This is a genomic window from Grimontia sedimenti (assembly GCF_011045095.1).
Classification (GTDB): domain Bacteria; phylum Pseudomonadota; class Gammaproteobacteria; order Enterobacterales; family Vibrionaceae; genus Enterovibrio; species Enterovibrio sedimenti.
The window spans coordinates 42,491-61,590 of sequence record NZ_JAALDL010000016.1 but is presented as its reverse complement, the minus strand read 5'-3'; the positions used below and the strand labels follow the sequence as shown (position 1 = coordinate 61,590).

Here is a 19,100-nt window from a genome sequence, read left to right as displayed (position 1 = left end):
AATAAGATGTCTGTGTATCTAATAACCTTCGCGGTATTCATTCTGGTTATTACTGGTATGTCTATTGGCTTCATTATTCAGCGCAAAACGATCAGCGGAAGCTGTGGTGGTTTGGGCGCAGTGGGTATCGAGAAAGAATGCGATTGCCCTGAACCATGTGATGCGCGCAAGAAGCGTGAAGCTCGGGCAGCGAAGACTGAAGAGTGGAAAAAGAACCAAATCATCTAAATTAAAAAAACCGCCGAGAGGCGGTTTTTTTATGACTTCTGAAAACTAAGGCTTCTCTTTTCTTGCTAGGTATTGTGAATTGTTAGATTGACAGAATAGCCAATTGCTGTGTATATAAACAGTGTTTGGTTTGGGCGAATGAGTTTATGAGAAAGATAATCCACGTCGACATGGATTGTTTTTACGCAGCAGTGGAAATGCGTGATAACCCCGCGCTGCGCGATATACCGCTTGCTATTGGTGGCTCTGAAAAGCGCCGCGGAGTGATATCGACTTGTAACTATATCGCCCGGAAGTTTGGCGTTCGCTCTGCGATGGCAACAGGTCATGCCTTGAAGTTGTGCCCAAACCTGACGGTAATTCGTGGTGACATGAATAAATACAAAAGTGTTTCCCGCCAAATTCGCGCTATCTTCGAACGCTACACCGACAAAATAGAACCCCTCTCACTAGATGAAGCCTACCTGGATGTCAGTGAATGCTCACTTTTCCGTGGCTCCGCGACTATGATTGCTGATGATATCCGCCGTGCAATCCGCGAGGAGCTTGGCTTGACTGCCTCTGCAGGGATAGCGCCTGTGAAATTTGTTGCCAAGGTGGCGTCCGATCTTAACAAGCCTGACGGAATGTATGTCGTGACACCCGATGAAGTAGATGTTTTTGTTAAGTCTCTGGCGCTTGAGAAAATTCCGGGGGTTGGCAAAGTCACGCTGGCGAAGCTTCACGAGATGGGTTTGTATAAAGGCGAAGACGTTCAACAGTTTGATAAGAATGCTTTGCTTAAGCGTTTTGGTAAGTTCGGACTATCTCTCTGGAAGCGTTGTCATGGCATTGATGAACGAAGTGTTGAGACCGAGCGAGTTAGAAAGTCTGTTGGCGTTGAGCGTACCTTGCCTCAGGATATTCTGACTGAAGAAGAGTGTCTGGACGTCATGGCTTCTCTTTTCGAAGAGATGGAAACCCGACTTAAACGCATCTCGCCCAATATGGAAATTGTCCGACAGGGCATCAAGCTCAAGTTCTCTGACTTTCAACAGACTACTGTAGAACATCGGCAGTGGCGTTATGACAATGCGATGTTTCCTGAGTTGCTGCGCGAGGCGTTGTCGCGACAGCAGGGAAGGGGCGTTCGACTAATTGGCCTGTCCGTGGGGTTGAAGTCAGAAGAGAAAAATCAGCCTTCCCAACTCAGCTTTGAGTGGTAATGGTAGGGAAAAATAGCAAAAGAGCGCCAATTGGCGCTCTTTCTCTTTGGGTTATGCTTTTTCGGGAATGGCCTTTAGCATTGCCAGCATTTGCTCCCAGAAAAGCCCCACGGTAGCAATTTCCACTTTTTCATCCGGTGAATGAGGGAACTTGATAGTTGGGCCGAAGGAGATCATATCCATGTTTGGATATGGTTCCTTGAATAAACCACATTCAAGACCAGCGTGAATCACCATGATGTCAGGAGCACGACCATAGATGTCTTCATAGGTTTTTCTGAAAACATGCATGATTTCTGATTCTGGGTCTGGCTTCCAACCTGGGTACGCGCCAGAGAAGGTCACTTTGGCTCCCGCGAGTTCACCGGTGGATTTCAACATGCTTTCTACATAGCTGCGGCCACTGTCTGCCAGTGAGCGGATCAGGCAAAGTAGGGTCATCTTGTCGTCTTCAGTCGTAATCACGCCAAGGTTAAGCGAGGTTTCAACCACACCGGGAATGTCGTCGCTCATGCGAATTACACCGTTTGGACAGGCATTGATGGTGGCGATAATGCGGCTTTGTACTGAAGGCTTCAGGGCTTGCTCGGAGAGCTCGGCATCCAGAACCGATAGTGCGATGGAGGTTTCAATAGCTCCCAATTCTTCTTTCAGAATAGATTCAAAATGACTGAACAAATTTGTCAGCTTTTCTTCGTTGGCGGCTGGGACAGCAACATCTGCAAAAGCTTCGCGTGGGATGGCATTGCGAAGTGTACCGCCGCGGACTGAAAGCAGGCGTAGACCTAATTCGTTCGCGTGACCTGCGAGAAAGCGGCCCAACAGCTTGTTGGCATTTGCACGGCCGGTGTGAATATCAACACCTGAGTGACCACCTTTTAGGCCTTTAATCTGAAGCGTTTTACCGACGTAGCCGCCGCCCAGGGTTTCGCGCTCCAAAGAGAATGCTATGGAGGCATCCACGCCACCTGCACAACCCATGTAGATTTCGCCTTCTTGCTCGGAGTCGGTATTCAGTAGGATCTCACCGTCCAACCAACCTGCCTTCAGACCAAACGCGCCAGTCATGCCCGCTTCTTCATCAATGGTCAGCAGAACTTCCAGTGGGCCATGTTCAATGTCTTTAGACGCAAGGACGGCAAGACATGTCGCCATACCCATACCGTTGTCTGCACCCAGAGTGGTGCCATCGGCGGTAACCCACTCACCGTCAATGTAAGGACGGATAGGATCCGTCGTGAAATCATGGTCCGTGTTTTCGTTTTTCTGCGGCACCATATCGATATGTGCTTGCAGCACCACACCTTTGCGGTTTTCCATACCCGCCGTGGCTGGCTTTCTGATGATCACGTTGCCGATGTCATCACGGGTAACAGAAAGGCCTTCACTGGTCGCCCAGTCAACAATGTACTGTGCCAGTTGCTCTTCATGCTTGGATGGGTGAGGGATAGAACAGATCTTATCGAAAAACTGCCACACAGGTTGTGGCGATAGTTGGCTGATTTCTGACACAGGCTTTCTCCAGAAAACTCGAAATAAAAAGGCGCTTCACAAAGCCAAGATGGCTTCAGTACCCAAATAACATACCATTTCCATATGCAAAAACGGCATGCCACTGGGGCATGCCGTCAAATTAACAGAATTTGTAACGTAAAAGTATGCTTTGTTAAAAGCATATCTCTGAATGGCGAGTGAACGCTTACATCTTGAACTGACCGATGGCACTTTTCAGCTGAACGCCGACAGCTGACAGAGCAAGACTCTGTTCGGTCAGGTCACGACTTTGTTCAACGGTTTCCCGTCCTTTGCTTACGAGGTTGTGTAAATTAACGTTGATCTCCTCTGTAGCAGCAGCTGTTTGGCTACATGCAGAAGCTATCGACTGTGTTACCCCTGTTATGTCCCCAACTTTAGTGTCTATCGCAGTTAATGCATGCAAGGTTAACTGGTTATGCTCGGTCGTGGCTTCTGACAGCGTCTGCGTTTTACCTAATTCTGTATTGAGCGAAGATGCTCGGGATTGGAGTGACGTAATGATGGTTTCAATTTCATCTGTGCTTTGTTGGGTACGGATAGCCAGCGTGCGGACTTCATCAGCCACGACTGCAAAACCCCGTCCCTGATCGCCAGCGCGTGCAGCTTCAATAGCCGCATTCAGAGCGAGTAGATTGGTTTGTTCAGCGATGGCACGAATCACGTCTAATACCTGTCCGACATTTTTGGAATCATCGGCCAGCATATTTGCTTCGTTGGCAGCACTTTGGAGGCTATCAACCATTCCCTGCATCTGATGATGCATATTGTTCACAACCTTCTGGCCTTGTTGACATTCTTCCGCGGCCAGTTGGGCTTCCTCCGCTGCATGTGAAGCAGAGGATGCAATCTCTTGATTGCTGGCAAGCAGCTCATTAACAGCCGCCGAAATGCTGTCGATTTCTGCACTTTGCTGATTTGCCAATCTTTCAGAGTTCTCCGAAAGGCGCGCCATTTCGTCTGCGGATTTTGCCAGTGTGTCAGAGACTGGGTTTATCTCTCCAACTATGCCGCGAATTTGGTCGATAAAGCGGTTAAAGAATCGGGCTATCTGGCTGAGCTCATCGCGACCAGAAGAAGATAATCTATGTGACAGATCTCCTTCACCGCTGGATATGTCCTTTAGCGCTTTGGCTGTTTGGGCACTTGGCGCGACGATGGATTGTCCGATCGCAGCGCTGATAAGCAGAACGATTCCGAGAATGACGGCCACACAGGTGACTAGGAACTTAAGCTCGCCAATAAAAGTGGTCTTTACATCGTCGACATAAATGCCTGTTCCCAGAATCCAGCCCCAAGGTTCGAAAAGCTTTACGTAAGACGTTTTTTGTACTGGTATCTCTGAGCCTGGTTTACTCCAAAAATAATCGACGAAACCCGCACCAGAGCGTTTTGCTGTCGCTGCCATTTCCACAAACAGACGGTTACCTGCTTTATCCTCAAATTGGGAGAGATCCTGACCGTTCAGCTGGGGCTTGATGGGATGGAGGACCATGGCAGGTTTACTGTCGTTGATCCAGAAGTAGTTACTTTGGTCATAGCGTAAAGCAGCAATCGCATCTAACGCGGATTGTTTCGCTTCTTGTTCAGAAATATCCCCATTTTTAAATCGGTTGTAGTGGTGTTCAATCAGCGAGTGTCCGCTATCAACCAGAACCTTGGTTTCGTCTTTTTTATATTCCATCAGCGTTTGATAGTTATGACTGGCAAACAGATAGATGGGAACAACCATGGCACTGAGGGTGATTGCGACCAGAATGAAAACGCGGTGGCGGATTTTGATATTACGAATAGCGTCAACAAGCATCAAAGTACATTCCTATGTTGCGGCTGAAGTGGGCGAGCCCGTTTCAGCCTGTCGCCTCCCTGTACCGCTGATTGCGGCCTAGTGGGAGCGAGTCCTTATTGTTGGTGTCTCATTTATGGTTATGATGTCTACTTTTTCAGCAAGTTGGGGGCGATTCAAGCGATTAAGACTAAATAGCTGGTTGTCTTAACATTTTTCTCAATAACACCTGAAATCGTGTGTAATTAAATTACATAATAGGAAGCTGATCGATAAAAAGTGTGATCATGATCGCTTTTATGGTTGTAATAAAATAACAGATAGGCTAGTATCTCACCGTCCCTTGGATTGGGCTGTTTGCCCGGGACATGGCCATGCGCTTTCATTTGTTTATGGATAAGCCCGAAATTTATTCGTCTCCACGGAACCGAGCTTTTAACGAAGCTGCATTCTTTTCGAATTTTTTTGAGGTAATAAACTGATGAAAGGTAGTTCAGCGTGTCACTACTGGAACCGCGGTTCTGTATACACCACGAATTTTCGGTATCCGGCGACGTTCGGATACAACCGCAAGTAAGCTTACTTGTTCCCCCTGAGGGCTGAGGTCCTCAACTGTAATACCCCGCTCTAACAGATACTTTGTTTCCGCAGTTTGGAAACGCCATTTTTATCTGGCGCCACTTTTAAAGTGGCGTTTTTTTTGCCTGTAGGCTGGTGAAATATTGAGCACCTCTCATTCTGTTGAGTCACTTCTTTATATATCTCTCAGATTTCAACTCAGTACATTTCTTAAGCAGTATTTCCCTCTAACATAATGTGCATAGACCCTTGAGACCCCGGGGTCGCGAAATGTCGTTTAATTCGTCAGCAATCAAGATTTTTAAACAGTTATTCACGCTGGAAATTTTGTGATGTGGCGGGTAATATTCGCGTCAAATTTTCACGCAAACGTTTGTGGAAAACGTTTGCGTCAACTTTTGCCAAATTCTTACTTTCCAAGGAACCGAAAGCCATGCTTGAGCGTCTTTTTAAACTGAAAGAGCAAGGTACAGATATTAAAACCGAGGTTATTGCAGGACTGACAACATTCCTGACAATGGCTTACATCATTTTTGTAAACCCTGCGATTCTGTCTGAAACAGGCATGGATCGTGGTGCAGTCTTCGTTGCAACCTGTTTGGCGGCGGCGATTGGCTGTTTCATTATGGGTCTGGTCGCAAACTATCCTGTTGCTCAGGCACCAGGTATGGGTCTGAACGCCTTCTTCACTTATACCGTTGTTTTCCAAATGGGCTACTCATGGCAGGTCGCACTGGCTGCGGTATTCCTGTCTGGCGTGTGTTTTATCGCGCTGAGTCTGTTCAAGGTGCGTGAGTGGATTATTCATTCTATTCCATTATCGCTGCGTACCGGTATCTCTGCCGGTATCGGTATGTTCCTCGCGCTGATTGCACTGCAAAACTCTGGCATTGTTGTCGATCATCCAGCCACTTTGGTTTCAATGGGTGACCTTTCTTCTTTTGGTCCTGCGATGGCAGCTCTGGGGTTCTTCCTGACCATTGGCCTGGTTAACCGCGGTATCAAAGGTGCAGTAATGATCGCGATTCTTATCGTGACTGCGCTGGGTGTATTGTTTGGTGAAATCCAATACGGCGGCATCATGTCTGTGCCACCAAGCATCGCGCCAACCTTTATGCAGCTCGATTTTGCCGGTGCGATGGAAGTGGGTTTGATTTCTATCGTGTTCGCTTTCTTGTTTGTTGACCTGTTTGATACAGCGGGCACCTTGGTCGGTGTGGCGCAAAAAGCAGAGCTTTTGGATAAAGACGGCAAACTGCCGCGTCTGAACCGTGCGCTGTTGGCTGACAGTACGGCAACTACTGTGGGTGCGGTACTGGGTACATCGAATACCACGTCTTACATTGAAAGCGTGTCAGGTGTTGCTGCGGGTGGCCGTACCGGTCTAACAGCAGTGACAGTAGGCATTATGTTCCTGCTGGCACTTTTCTTCTCGCCACTGGCTGGAATGGTTCCTGCGTATGCGACAGCTGGTGCGCTGTTTTACGTTGCTATTCTTATGATGTCAGGTCTGGTAAGCGTTAACTGGCGTGACCTGACTGAAGCAGCACCTGTTGTGGTTGTGTGTTTGCTGATGCCGTTGACCTATTCAATTGCTCACGGTATCGGTCTGGGCTTTATCTCTTACTGTGCTATCAAAGCGTTCAGCGGTAAAGGACGTGATGTGCCTATCAGTATTTGGGTTCTTGCTGCCCTGTTCTTGCTGAAATTCGTTATGTAAGACACAATACGCCGCAATCGTTTGACTGAGTTAAATTGGCGTCTAACGCCTGAGGTTTTCTAAATGAGCAACAAGTTTGTTATCACCTGGGACAACATGCAAATGTACACCCGTCAACTGGCTGAAAAACTGCTACCTGCAGATCAATGGAAAGGCATTATCGCGGTAAGCCGCGGTGGTCTGGTTCCTTCAGCGATTTTGGCGCGTGAACTGGGTATTCGCCATGTGGATACAGTTTGCATTTCTAGCTACGACCACGATCACCAGCGTGATATGCGTGTTCTGAAGAAAGCAGACGGCGACGGCGAAGGCTTCCTGGTAGTGGACGATCTGGTTGATACTGGCGGTACTGCAGAAGTCATTCGTGAAATGTACCCGAAAGCGAAATTCGTGACTGTTTGTGCGAAGCCAGCAGGTAAACACCTGGTAGATGACTATGTTGTAGACATCCCTCAGGATTGCTGGATTGAGCAACCTTGGGACATGGGCGTAACTTTCGTTGAGCCAATCTCAAAGCGTTAATTGCTAAAGAACTTGAAAAGCCCCTTTATGGGGCTTTTTTTATGTCCAAATTTAGGTGTCTATCATTCAGGTGAGGTCATGGTTTTAAGCATTTTTGGGTATACAATGGTGTCAGTTCAGTTATCTAATCAAGGAGAGGTTCCGTGAGCGAAACCGAATCCGAAAACCTTTCAGTAAAGCTCTTCAAACAGCATAAGCACGCTAGAGAAACATCGACCATTGTTGGGTCGGTCAATCAATCACCAAATGGTGTACACAATGCATTAGATGGGGACAGCGATAACAGCTGGTACCGCACACTTCGTCGTCCACAGTGGATTTGGCAAGGTGTTGACCCGATTGATATGGAAGCCACTCTGGCGCGTATTGCAGGTTCTGATAACAATCGAAGCAATGAGACTCTTCTGGATACCGTTGTTGGCTATCGTCCTGGCAACTGGTCTTATGAATGGACACAGGGGGGCATGAAGCACCAAAAGCTGGCGCAGGACTGTGAAGAACAGGGAAACAAAGTGGAAGCAGCTGAGCATTGGCTACGTGCTTGCACCCATTTCAGTATTGCTGCCTATCCGCACCTAAAAGGCGATCATCTGTCTTTGCAGGCTGAAGTGCTAGCGAACAAAGCATTTCATTCAGCCATTGAAAAGTCCCCATACAAAATCAAAAACGTTGTCACTAAGGTTGATGGCAAGCCGCTGGAGGGCTTTCTGTATCTTCCTCACACTGATGAACCTCTACCGACTGTCATTCTCAGCGGTGGTTTAGATGCGCTGCAAACTGACCTTTGGCGATTATTCGAAACCTACTTTGCTCCGGCGAATATCGCCATGCTGACATTGGACATGCCGTCAGTGGGTCGTAGTAGCCATTGGTCTTTAAGCGAAGACACCAGCAAACTGCATCAGGCGATGCTGAGTGAGCTCGCCTCAGTACCTTGGGTTGATCATCATCGTGTTGGCTGTATGGGTGTGCGTTTTGGTGGTAATGCTGCGGTTCGTATGGCGTTTGTTGAGCAAAACCGGATTAAGTCGTGTGTCTCCATCGGCGGTGTTCTGCATTCAATGTTGAGCGATATGCAGCGTCTTAAGGCTATTCCTCCTATGTATTTGGATACTATTGCTTCGCGTATGGGGAAATCGCAAGCGTCAGCCTCTTTTCTCACCCAGCTCCAGGCGTTGTCTCTTAAAAATCAGGGGCTACTGACAGGCAGGAAAACCAAGGTGCCGGTACTGGCAATGAGTCTTGAAGGAGATCCTGTCTGCCCAGATACAGACAATCAACTGGCCGCGCTTTACAGCTACGGTGGTAAAGCCAAGACGCTTCCCAATAAGCCACTCCATGACGGATATCACAGAATTATGACTGAGGCTGTGAAATGGTTTAAGGATACCTTGTGATCTAGATCTTCTTAACGGCGTGGGGCGTTCATTAAATGCTCAAAGCATTGCTCGATGGGACGATATATTGATCGTAGCGTGTTATACAGACATGAGCTGCTGGTGAAATTACACATAATAAAAACAGGGGCTTTGCGCTAATCAGCCTCTCTTTTTGCCTATATGCAGTCGTGTTGAAACGGACTTTTTCTCGTATTATGGGAGCTTGCTATGACCGATGAAACCAAAACGCTTTCTCATGGGCGTCTGCTGACGCGTTTCGCTCAGATAGGGCCTTACCTGCGCCAAAATAAATGTTCAGAGGAAACCTATTTCTTTGACTGTCTGTCCGCCTGCGTCAATGCTAAAAAATCGCCAGAATGCAGAGAATTCTGGGGCTGGTGGATGGAAATCTCACCCAAAGAGGGCGGGTTTGAGTACGCGTACACTTTCGGGAAATTCGATACCGAGGGTGCGTGGAAAGCGGAGAATGTGCCAAATAAATCCTCTACCGAAGTGAAAGCCTCGCTAGATGCTTTTTATTCAAAAATAACTGAATTTGTCGAAGGTGAACTGGGATTGGAAATCACTGCCAAGCCCTCACTGAAAGAGCCTAAACTGGGTTCTGCAGCCTAAACCTCTCCTTTTGGTGAATTATGTGATTGAGTTGCTTTAATCACTTGTTATCTTGGTCTGGGATTGATAAAAGAAGGGCTTAATCGCTTTTATGTTGTCAATGTCATGTCAGGCCAAGAAAACGTTTCATCTGTCTATTCTGGTGCTGGCGATACTTCTGATCGCCAGACCATTGTCGTCAAACTCGGTACCAGCGTACTGACCGGCGGCTCCAAAAAAATCGACCGCGCACACCTTGTTGAATTGGTGCGTCAATGCGCCATGCTTATCCGTCAGGGACACAAAGTCATTGTTGTCACCTCTGGTGCGATTGCAGCGGGTCGTGAACACCTCAATTATTCCGAACTTGCGCCGACCATTGCCAACAAGCAAATGCTGGCTGCGGTTGGTCAAAGCCGGCTTATTCAGGAATGGGAAAGCATGTTTGCCATTTATGGCATTAACATTGGTCAAATGCTGCTGACCCGTGCTGATTTGGATGACCGCGAACGTTACCTCAATGCACGCGACATGTTGCAAGCTCTGCTGGCAAATAACATTGTGCCTGTGGTGAATGAGAACGATGCGGTTGCGACGGCAGAAATCAAAGTCGGCGACAATGATAACCTGTCAGCACTGGTCGCGATTTTGGCGGAAGCAGACAAGCTTTTATTGCTGACAGACCAACCGGGCCTATTCACTGCTGATCCACGCAGCAATCCTGATGCAGAGCTTATTCGCGAAGTACATACCATCGACGAGACCCTGCACAAACTGGCTGGCGGCAGTGTCAGTGGGTTAGGTACAGGTGGCATGGCAACCAAACTGCAGGCAGCAGATGTTGCCCGCCGTGCAGGTATTGAAGTGACGATCGCAGCAGGCAGTCGTCCGGAAGTGATTCAACATTTGGTGGATGGCAAAGAAGCGGGTACGCGCTTCCTTCCATTGGAATCACCTTTGGAAAGCCGCAAACGCTGGATTCTGGCTGGGCCTCCTCCAGCGGGTAACATCATTATTGACGACGGCGCTGCGAAAGCAGTGGTTGAGCGTCACAGCAGCCTGTTATCAAAAGGCATTACTGGCGTAGAAGGTCATTTTGACCGTGGTTCAGTAGCACGCATCTGTAACCAGAAAGGTAAGCAGCTGGCGCGCGGTATTTGTCGCTACTCAAGCAAAGATCTTAGCGCGATCGCGGGTCGACACAGTCAGGATATTCAAGATATTCTGGGATACGCTCACGGCGCGGTCGCAGTACACTGCGACGACTTGGTCGTTATCGATTAATCAGACTGTGGCAGAAGCCGCAGTTATTCAGGAAGAGCAATAGAGGCTGAAATGAGTCTTCAACAAATGGGACGTGCAGCGAAAGACGCTGCTTACGCACTGGCAACGGCACCGACAGCGCAAAAGAACAAAGCGCTGGCAGTCATTGCTGACGAATTGGAAGCGAACGCAGCAACTATCCTTGCTGCCAATGCAAAAGACATCGATGCGGGACGCGAAGCGGGTTTGCCTGATGCGATGCTGGATCGTCTTTTGCTGAACGAAGCGCGTTTAGCAGGCATTGCTGCTGACGTTCGCAACGTGATTTCGCTATCTGATCCCGTCGGCAGCGAGATTGACTGCAAAGTGCTGGAAAATGGCATGACACTGAGCCGTCGCCGTGAACCCATTGGCGTGATTGGCGTGATCTATGAAGCGCGCCCGAACGTGACCATTGATATCGCTTCTTTGTGTCTGAAAACCGGCAATGCAAGCATTCTGCGCGGTGGTCGTGAAACCTTCCACTCAAACGTTGAGTTAGTGAAAGTGATTCAGACCGCGCTGGAAAAAGCCGATTTACCAGCCGCATCTGTGCAGTACATTGAAAAGCCAGATCGCGAGCTTGTGGGTGAGCTGCTTCGCCTGGACGAGTATGTTGACATGATCATCCCTCGTGGCGGCGCGGGTCTTCACAAAATGTGTAAGGAAAACAGCACGATTCCTGTGATCATTGGCGGCTTCGGCATCAGCCACCTGTTCGTGGACAAAACTGCGGATCTCGAGCGCTCGCTGGATGTGATCATTAATTCCAAGGTTCAACGTCCTTCTGCGTGTAATGCGCTGGATACCTTGCTGGTACACCAAGCAGTTGCCGCTGACGTGCTGCAAAAACTGACGCCACTGTTCAATGACAACAAGCTGAAAATCGTTGCTGATAAAGCGTCGCTGCCATTGCTGGGCGGCGTTGCAGATCTGCAAGAAGTGGCAGAAGGTGATTTCGACACCGAATGGCTGAGCTACACACTGGGCGTGGCTGTCGTCGCCGATGTGCACGCAGCGCTCAAACACATGCGTGACCACAATGCGAGCCACTCAGATGCGATCCTGACTAACGATCTGGCAGCAGCAGAAGCCTTCATCAACGGTGCAGGTTCTGCGGCGGTATACGTGAATGCATCTACTCGCTTCACAGACGGCGCACAGTTCGGTCTGGGTGCAGAGGTTGCGGTATCTACTCAGAAACTGCACGCCCGTGGTCCTATGGGCTTAGAAGAGCTGACCACCTACAAGTGGGTCGGTAAAGCAGACTACCTGCCACGCGCTTAACCTGCGCACCGAATGAATATTGAAAGGCACGCGAAAGCGTGCCTTTTTCTTTTCTGCCAATCTCTTTGAAGGTAATCTCTCGCCAACCTTCACGATTGAAAAAGACCGCCATGGATTACACCACGCTTTCCCGCATCAGCCTGAAAAACCTCACTGTGATGCATGTGCTCTTGATGACGCACAGCGTGACACAAACGGCAGAGATCCTTTGCGTGACGCCATCAAGCGTCAGTAAGGCATTGGGGCAGCTTAAATCCGATTTGAATGACGAACTCTTTTTCCGTCGCGGCAACCAACTGATGCCGACGCAATACGCGCTCAGCATGGGTCCTGCTATCCATAACGTGCTTTCCAATATCAGCGGTATCTTTGAGCAGGGTGAGTTCGCACCGGAAAGGTTTGGCGGCAGTCTGTCGCTCGCCATGCGGGAAAGTACTTTCGAACTTTTCGCGCCCACGCTATGTGATATTTCCCAAAAACTGGGTGCCAATGCGCAGCTCAGTATTTCCACCAAGGAGCAATTCAGTTTCGAAGCGCTGCTGAGTGGGAAACTGGATTTTCTCTTACTTCCTCACGATGTCAGTCAGCCACCGACGCTCAGCAAAAGCCTTGTCTGGCAGACGATTCTGGAGGATGAAATGGTGTGTTTGATGAACCCAAACCATCCTTTGGCAAGTGTGGAGTTAGACATTGATGGCTACCTGAGTTGTCGCCATATCAACGTGATAGATAAAGATTTGTCAGAGCCGTATTTCGAACAAACCCTGACCCAGCACCATGGTGCGCGCCAGATAGCCATGCGCGTGGCGGACTTTGGGTCGGCAGCATCCACCTGTCACCACTCAAACTATCTCTTTACCTGCTCTAAACGTTGGGCGGAAACCGCCTTGCAGGCAAAAGGGCTGGTGGCGAAACCTCTGCCGTTTGATTATGGGCAGGTCGCGTATAGCTTGGTGTGGAATACGGTGAGCCTGAACAACCCAGCCTGTCGTTGGCTTCATAGCCAGCTTATTGCCAAAAGCTAAACGCCGTTCGAAATAGTATGGTGAGTTAGGTATAAATGGTCGGTTTCAGCATGGGGCGTTGAATGCGTGCGAACAGCAAATCGTGGAAGCGATCCATTTCCGCTTCGCTGCATTTTTCCCAATCCAATGCCTGACCCATTACGCCATGGTGCTGAAAGGCATTGAGGCGAATTTGAACCGACTCCGGCAGTTTATTGAGATACGCGCCGACGGCATCTACTTCTGTATCCAAGTCACTTTTCCCCGGAATATGAAGTAAACGCACTTCGTGCAGTTTTCCCATCTCAGCCAACAGGTCGATAGTCTCAATCACACGGTGTTTGTCGCGGCCAATGAGCCAACGGTGCGTCTCCGATTGCCACGATTTTAAATCAATCATTGCACCATCAAGGTAAGGGGCAACACGCTCCCAACCTGCACGCGACAATGAACCATTGCTGTCGATAAAGCATGTCAGGTGTGACAACGCAGGATCAGATTTTACGGCTTTGAACAGCTCGATAATGAATGGCAATTGCAGCGTGGCTTCACCGCCTGACACGGTAATGCCGTTCAGGAAAAAGTGGTGTTGGCGAACCAAGGCCAGCATGTCGTCCAAGCTGTAGCTGACAATTTTTGGGTTGGATTTGTGAGGGCACACGTCGATGCAAAGATCGCAGTGGGTGCACTTTGCTGCGTCCCACACCACTTTGCCTTCAGCACTGAATGAAAGGGCATCAGCCGGGCAGGGCGACACGCAATCGCCACAATCGGTGCAGTGATTGATGGTATGCGGATTGTGGCAGGTAATGCAGTCGAAATTGCAGCCCTGCAAAAAGATGACCAGGCGGTTGCCCGGTCCATCGACGCAAGAGAATGTCAGGATACGGCTGACTAAGGCGTTTGTCTTACTCGGTTTCACTGACATTCTCCGGTGGTTTTGCTTTCTATCGCTTATTTGTAAACAGGCGTGGTCTCGAAGCTCACCACACGAGGTGCGCGGTCAAGAATACCCGTGTTGCAAGCTGCTTCTGCGCCCAGCCACGTGGTGTTCTTACGCGAACCTTCATCGTCATATTTCGCGATGTCAGACAGTTTGATCATGTAACCCGTTACGCGCACCAGATCGTTTGACGCAACGTTCGCGGTGAACTCACGGTAGCCCATGTTGATCGCACCTTTACACAGGTTGAACATGGCTTCTGGGTTTGATTTTACTGTCTCGTCGATGGTCAGAATGTCACTGATACCCGAGGTGTAGTATTTGTGGTGACCAGCGGTTGCGTGAACGTAAGTCACTGGGTCTGGTTCAGTACCGTAAGGGATACGAACGCCCGGCGTTACGTCTTTATCGATGCTGATGCCACCTTGTGAGTGCAGTACCGCTTTACCGTTCAGGCCGTACTTCACAGGGCTTGCTTCAACAATCTCAGCCAGTTTTGCAGATATAGCATGGCCCAGTTCGTTTGCCGCGATGTCGTGACCGTACTTCAGTGATTGACCGTCTTTCTCCATCAGGATGTTTACCGCTTCCGCCATGCCGTAAATACCGAACATAGGCGCGAAACGGCCTTCTTCAATCAGACCTTCTGTTGCCAGGAAGTGTTTGAAGTAGTTTGAAGATTCGTGCAGGAAGCTGCTGCGAACGTCCATCAGTTCAACCATCAGCTTGCTGTAGGTTGGCAGCACTGCGTTCAGGAAGTCTTCAGCACTTTCCGCTTTCTCAGCAGCATGCTTCAGGTTCATACGCACCAGAGTGTTAGAACCGCCAGCTAGTGGCAGTGAGTTGTAGCAACTTACGATACCGAAACGCTTGTCGCCGTATGCTTCAGCGTGCATTGGGTAGTTCGCGATGTGCGGCTTGCTGCACTCAACGATGTTTGAGGTCGCTTGACGCAGCAGGTCGTCAGACGTTACCGCTGGGTCGTACATGAACGTCAGGTTCGGTGCGATTTGCTTCAGCTCAGCATCCACACGCAGGATAGTGCGACAGATGATGTTGTCTGCTGGGCCGATGTTAGCGTGCATGAATGCGTCTGGCAGGGTGCGGTCCAGCATGATCCAGAAACGCTTAATTTTTTGGTAGATCTCTTCGTCTGACAGATCGCCCACGTAAGGCATCAGCACGTCATCCATTTGACCCACATATACAGGAATGTTGGTCACAGACGGTACGTGGTGGTAGATGATGTTCAGCATGTTCAGCGCATCATCAAGGTTCTCTGCTGGAGACAGCTCCAGGTACTCAGAGCCCTGAGACAGGAACTTTGCGTAGTCTGGCAGTACGTAGCGAGGTTTGAACGGTGCGTGACCTTCAAACATGTCACAGATAACGCCGTCTTTCATCGCCTGCTCGATATCGTCAGAGATATCCATGTAAGGCAGGCTTGCTTCTGCTTCCAACGCCAGCCATTGGTTTTTCTGCTTTGGCGACAGGGTTGGGTTGTTGATGATTTCGTAAAAGCGTTGCTGAAGTGGGGAGAGATTGCTGCTCATAGAAAAGACCCTACAGTTGTTTGGGTCTATTTTACGCTGGGCTGTGACTTGCGACTATTGATTAAATCGACATGGCGGATGTCTGATTTGGAAATCCATTTTTATTATATAAACACACGGACATTAATTTAAGGATAAGGTTCGGTAATGCATGCATTGTAACATTCATTAATACAAATGCAGTTAAAGTCAATGTTGATTTTTATTTTTTAGGTTGATGTCGCTTTGAATGAAATTTTTAGTGATTTATTCATAGGTAATTGTTAAGTGATTCCTGACTATAAATTTGTCAATCTAAGGGAAGTTGTTTTTTTATATCGAGGAAGTACTCTTTTATTGTGTTCAATGAACTAATCGGTTCCGTTCTCTCTTCCTGATTTATCTTCTTTTTTCTAAGGTTTTTCCATTGTGAATCATATTCTTTTTATTATTGCTTTTGTTTTTCCCTTGTCGTGTTTAGCTTCTAATTATAATGCTTTTGAAAATGATACCTTGCATGACTATGAAGCTAGTGAACGCATTAATACGTATACAGACATCATTGTTTTTAAAAATGGAGTTGAAGTTTATAGGAGTAATTCGCATGGAAGTGATGACTTCGCAATAGCATCCGTAACCAAGCTTATTACAGCAACGTCAACACTTCGGATACTCAATAAGAATCAAATTGATGTCGACTCCAAAGTCGGTGAGCTTTGGGGAGAATTTCCTCAAAGCTTGAAACAGATTACAATTGGCCAGCTTTTTTCTCATACTTCTGGCTTAAATGATCTTCCGATAGGCTTTGAAGGAATGGCTCGTGAGGAGGTCTTGAATGCAATTTCAAAGGAACCATTGGCATTTGAACCAGGAGAGTCTTGGCACTACTCAAATGCTGGCTACTATATACTGGGGCTGTTAATCGAAGAGCTGTCTGGGGTTTCATGGGAGAAATTTGTGACCTCCGAAATACTTCGCCCTTTGGGTATGAATGATACTCACTTTTCTAGCGATGCATTGAGTGGGTGGACAATTGAAGGACACAATATTACAAGAAGCGAGCCTTTCGATATTAAAAGCTCTTACTCAGCTGGCTCAATAGTGAGTACAGTAGATGATCTTTCTATCTTTATTTCTGCACTATTAGAAGGGAGGATTATTCCTGAGGATGATTTTTCAAAAATGACATCAAATCATAGCCCTAATGGATTTATTGAGTTTGGGTATGGTGTGAACATTAGCAAAAGTGAAAATTCCGTTATATTAGGGCATGATGGATGGTTGCCTGGATTTACTTCTAGTGTAAAGTTTGACAAAGATGGAAAGTGTGTGGTTGTTATTTTATCCAGACTCGATAGTGTACGACCTGGAGAGTTATCAAACGATTTGATAGATAAGTGCTTAGGTGTTGAAACTAAAAAGTTAAATATGAAAGAACACCAAGGTTTGTCGCCACATCTATTTTTGTCTAGCTATAAGCTTGTTCCATTGCCGAAAGAAGTTGAGGATATTTTGGGGGCTGAATTGGTTTCTCAAATATCAGAGATGATTATCTCTAAAAACGGTAAGAGCTTTGAAGTGAGTTTTAATTCAGAAGGCCAAGAACCCGCCACATTAAAATTAGATACTTCGGGACGATTGATAAACGGACAGTTGGATATAAGTATCGAAGCGAGAGAAAACTACAACTATGTCATCTTCAAGCAGTCTGGATTGGCGATTAAGTATCAAAAGAAAGCTGATTAACTAAGAAGGTAAAACTGATTTCAGGCTAATTAGAGTTAAATATTACCGTAGCAAAATACAAAAAGCCCACAAACCATTTCTTGGCTTGTGGGCTTTTTAGTTGGATTACTTAATTTCCACGCCCTGCGCTTGCAGGTCAGCATGGTAAGAAGAGCGAACGAAAGGACCACAGGCTGCGTGGGTAAAGCCTAGATCCAGCGCGATCTCTTTCAGCTCATCAAACTCTTCAGGTGGCACGTAACGCTCTACCGGAAGGTGGTGACGGCTTGGTGCCAAGTATTGGCCCAAAGTCAGCATGGTCACACCGTGTGCACGCAAGTCTTTCAGTACTTCGATGATCTCTTCTTTGGTTTCGCCCAGACCCATCATCAAACCTGATTTGGTTGGGACGTTTGGATGCATCTCGCCGAATTTCTTCAGCAGCTCCAGAGACCACTTGTAGTTCGCACCCGGGCGCGCTTTACGGTAAAGGCGTGGTGCGGTTTCCAGATTGTGGTTAAACACATCTGGTGGATTGTCTTTCAGCAATTCCAGCGCAGTGTCCATGCGGCCACGGAAATCAGGTACCAGCGTTTCGATACGAATCTCTGGGTTCAGCGCACGGATTTCGCGGGTACAGTCAGCAAAGTGTTTCGCACCACCATCACGCAGATCATCGCGGTCTACTGAGGTTACAACGACGTATTTCAGCTTCATGTCGCTGATGGTTTTTGCCAGTTTCGCTGGCTCATTTTCATCAGGCTGGTTTGGACGGCCGTGTGCCACATCGCAGAAAGGACAGCGACGGGTACAAATCGCACCCAGAATCATGAAGGTTGCGGTGCCGTGGTTGAAGCATTCCGCCAGGTTAGGGCAGGACGCTTCTTCGCATACCGAATGCAGATTGTTTTTGCGAAGCGCTGACTTAATGTCTTGGATACGCTTGCTGTCCGCAGGCAGCTTGATCTTCATCCACTCAGGTTTGCGCAGCATCTCTTTTTGTTCGGTCGGCATGTTCTTGACCGGGATGAGCGCCATTTTGTCTGCGTCGCGGTACTTAACACCGCGTTCCATCTGGATCGGTTTGCTCATAGTTGATTGCTTTCTGTTAGGGACTCGACCTGATCATAGCCCAGATGCGAAGTCAGTTTTTCTACTAACACAGGGTATAGCTCGGTCAATGAAGCCGGGCCCCCTAAATCGACGGTTTGTGTCATTGCCATGCCTTCATAACCGCAAGGGTTGATACGAAGGAAAGGTGACAAGTCCATATTGACGTTAAGCGCCAGCCCATGGAAAGAGCAGCCTCGGCGGATACGAAGACCCAGCGAGCAAATTTTGTCGTTACCCACATACACGCCCGGCGCATCAGGACGCGCACGGGATTCAATACCGTAATGGGAGAGGGTATCGATCACTATATTCTCAATCGAAGTGACCAGCTCGCGCACACCCAGCTTTTTGCGTTTCAGATCGATCAGGATGTAAGCCACCTGTTGGCCGGGGCCATGGTAAGTCACCTGACCACCACGATCACTCTGTACTACCGGGATATCCCCCGTTGCTAACAGGTGTTCAGCTTTTCCCGCCTGTCCTTGGGTAAACACAGGTTCGTGCTCTACCAGCCAGATTTCGTCAGTTGTATCGGCGTTACGTTCGTCAGTGAAAGCATGCATGTCTTTCCACGTTGGTTCGTAAGGACGCAATCCGAGTTGTCTGATAATGAGGCGGTTCTGCTGCAAT

General features: G+C 48.2%; 16 protein-coding genes. 10 read left to right on the top strand and 6 right to left on the bottom strand.

The genetic code is table 11. From position 1 onward, the window contains the following. Positions 1-6 precede the first annotated feature (6 nt). Both nqrM and dinB read left to right on the top strand, forming a co-directional pair. Positions 7-228: a (Na+)-NQR maturation NqrM gene (gene nqrM, locus G5S52_RS18670; RefSeq protein WP_002537052.1), complete on the top strand. Its 222-nt coding sequence runs from the start codon at positions 7-9 to the stop codon at positions 226-228. Between the two features lie 146 nt (positions 229-374). Beyond that, positions 375-1,433: a DNA polymerase IV gene (gene dinB / locus G5S52_RS18665; RefSeq protein WP_165017289.1), complete on the top strand. Its 1,059-nt coding sequence runs from the start codon at positions 375-377 to the stop codon at positions 1,431-1,433. A gap of 51 nt (positions 1,434-1,484) precedes the next feature. Here dinB and G5S52_RS18660 read toward each other — a convergent pair whose 3' ends face one another. After that, positions 1,485-2,945 carry an aminoacyl-histidine dipeptidase gene (locus G5S52_RS18660; protein WP_165017286.1) on the bottom strand — a complete coding sequence of 487 codons (1,461 nt, stop codon included), beginning with the start codon at positions 2,943-2,945 and terminating at the stop codon, positions 1,485-1,487. A gap of 187 nt (positions 2,946-3,132) precedes the next feature. After that, entirely contained in the window at positions 3,133-4,773 is a 1,641-nt protein-coding gene (locus G5S52_RS18655) for a methyl-accepting chemotaxis protein (RefSeq protein WP_002542333.1), read from the bottom strand. 991 nt (positions 4,774-5,764) lie between these two features. Between G5S52_RS18655 and G5S52_RS18650 the strand changes: the two genes are divergently transcribed. The 7 genes from G5S52_RS18650 (at position 5,765) to G5S52_RS18620 (ending at position 13,178) form a co-directional block, all read left to right on the top strand. After that, a complete protein-coding gene (locus G5S52_RS18650; protein ID WP_165017283.1) occupies positions 5,765-7,051 on the top strand; it encodes an NCS2 family permease in 1,287 nt (428 codons plus the stop codon). 63 nt (positions 7,052-7,114) lie between these two features. Further along, the gene (gene gpt, locus G5S52_RS18645) at positions 7,115-7,573 is read left to right on the top strand and encodes a xanthine phosphoribosyltransferase (RefSeq protein ID WP_002542331.1); all 459 of its coding nucleotides are present in this window, start codon (positions 7,115-7,117) and stop codon (positions 7,571-7,573) included. Positions 7,574-7,716: 143 nt separating this feature from the next. Beyond that, on the top strand, positions 7,717-8,970 hold the full coding sequence (gene frsA / locus G5S52_RS18640) for an esterase FrsA (RefSeq protein ID WP_165017280.1): 1,254 nt from the start codon (positions 7,717-7,719) through the stop codon (positions 8,968-8,970). 210 nt (positions 8,971-9,180) lie between these two features. Then, entirely contained in the window at positions 9,181-9,585 is a 405-nt protein-coding gene (gene crl / locus G5S52_RS18635; protein WP_165017277.1) for a sigma factor-binding protein Crl, read from the top strand. Between the two features lie 105 nt (positions 9,586-9,690). Further along, a complete protein-coding gene (proB, locus tag G5S52_RS18630) occupies positions 9,691-10,848 on the top strand; it encodes a glutamate 5-kinase (RefSeq protein WP_165017274.1) in 1,158 nt (385 codons plus the stop codon). A gap of 51 nt (positions 10,849-10,899) precedes the next feature. Beyond that, positions 10,900-12,153 (top strand): glutamate-5-semialdehyde dehydrogenase, encoded by a 1,254-nt coding sequence (locus G5S52_RS18625; protein WP_165017272.1) that lies wholly within the window; start codon positions 10,900-10,902, stop codon positions 12,151-12,153. Positions 12,154-12,263: 110 nt separating this feature from the next. Next, positions 12,264-13,178, top strand: coding sequence for a LysR family transcriptional regulator (locus G5S52_RS18620; RefSeq protein ID WP_165017269.1), 915 nt, complete (start codon positions 12,264-12,266; stop codon positions 13,176-13,178). A gap of 25 nt (positions 13,179-13,203) precedes the next feature. On the opposite strand, the gene G5S52_RS18615 is transcribed toward G5S52_RS18620, so the two are convergent. Both G5S52_RS18615 and G5S52_RS18610 read right to left on the bottom strand, forming a co-directional pair. Continuing rightward, complete coding sequence (locus G5S52_RS18615; protein ID WP_165017266.1) at positions 13,204-14,085, bottom strand: YjjW family glycine radical enzyme activase; 882 nt, start codon at positions 14,083-14,085, stop codon at positions 13,204-13,206. A 26-nt stretch (positions 14,086-14,111) separates the two neighbouring features. Beyond that, a complete protein-coding gene (locus G5S52_RS18610) occupies positions 14,112-15,653 on the bottom strand; it encodes a YjjI family glycine radical enzyme (protein ID WP_165017263.1) in 1,542 nt (513 codons plus the stop codon). A gap of 408 nt (positions 15,654-16,061) precedes the next feature. Here G5S52_RS18610 and G5S52_RS18605 point away from each other — a divergent pair, with 408 nt between their 5' ends. Then, the gene (locus tag G5S52_RS18605; RefSeq protein WP_165017260.1) at positions 16,062-17,378 is read left to right on the top strand and encodes a serine hydrolase domain-containing protein; all 1,317 of its coding nucleotides are present in this window, start codon (positions 16,062-16,064) and stop codon (positions 17,376-17,378) included. A 105-nt stretch (positions 17,379-17,483) separates the two neighbouring features. Here the strand turns inward: G5S52_RS18605 and lipA are convergent, their stop codons facing one another. Further along, on the bottom strand, positions 17,484-18,449 hold the full coding sequence (lipA, locus tag G5S52_RS18600) for a lipoyl synthase (RefSeq protein WP_165017257.1): 966 nt from the start codon (positions 18,447-18,449) through the stop codon (positions 17,484-17,486). Then, complete coding sequence (gene lipB / locus G5S52_RS18595; RefSeq protein ID WP_165017255.1) at positions 18,446-19,099, bottom strand: lipoyl(octanoyl) transferase LipB; 654 nt, start codon at positions 19,097-19,099, stop codon at positions 18,446-18,448. The genes lipA and lipB overlap by 4 nt, the downstream gene beginning before the upstream one ends. Between the last annotated feature and the right edge of the window lies 1 nt (position 19,100).

Bases quoted from the DNA above. Each gene is read 5' to 3' on its own strand.
- G5S52_RS18610 (WP_165017263.1), bottom strand. From the start codon at position 15,653: ATGAGCAGCAATCTCTCCCCACTTCAGCAACGCTTTTACGAAATCATC.
- crl (WP_165017277.1), top strand. From the start codon at position 9,181: ATGACCGATGAAACCAAAACGCTTTCTCATGGGCGTCTGCTGACGCGT.
- G5S52_RS18625 (WP_165017272.1), top strand. From the start codon at position 10,900: ATGAGTCTTCAACAAATGGGACGTGCAGCGAAAGACGCTGCTTACGCA.
- G5S52_RS18615 (WP_165017266.1), bottom strand. From the start codon at position 14,085: ATGTCAGTGAAACCGAGTAAGACAAACGCCTTAGTCAGCCGTATCCTG.
- gpt (WP_002542331.1), top strand. From the start codon at position 7,115: ATGAGCAACAAGTTTGTTATCACCTGGGACAACATGCAAATGTACACC.
- G5S52_RS18655 (WP_002542333.1), bottom strand. From the start codon at position 4,773: ATGCTTGTTGACGCTATTCGTAATATCAAAATCCGCCACCGCGTTTTC.
- dinB (WP_165017289.1), top strand. From the start codon at position 375: ATGAGAAAGATAATCCACGTCGACATGGATTGTTTTTACGCAGCAGTG.
- lipA (WP_165017257.1), bottom strand. From the start codon at position 18,449: ATGAGCAAACCGATCCAGATGGAACGCGGTGTTAAGTACCGCGACGCA.
- G5S52_RS18620 (WP_165017269.1), top strand. From the start codon at position 12,264: ATGGATTACACCACGCTTTCCCGCATCAGCCTGAAAAACCTCACTGTG.
- nqrM (WP_002537052.1), top strand. From the start codon at position 7: ATGTCTGTGTATCTAATAACCTTCGCGGTATTCATTCTGGTTATTACT.
- proB (WP_165017274.1), top strand. From the start codon at position 9,691: ATGTCAGGCCAAGAAAACGTTTCATCTGTCTATTCTGGTGCTGGCGAT.
- G5S52_RS18650 (WP_165017283.1), top strand. From the start codon at position 5,765: ATGCTTGAGCGTCTTTTTAAACTGAAAGAGCAAGGTACAGATATTAAA.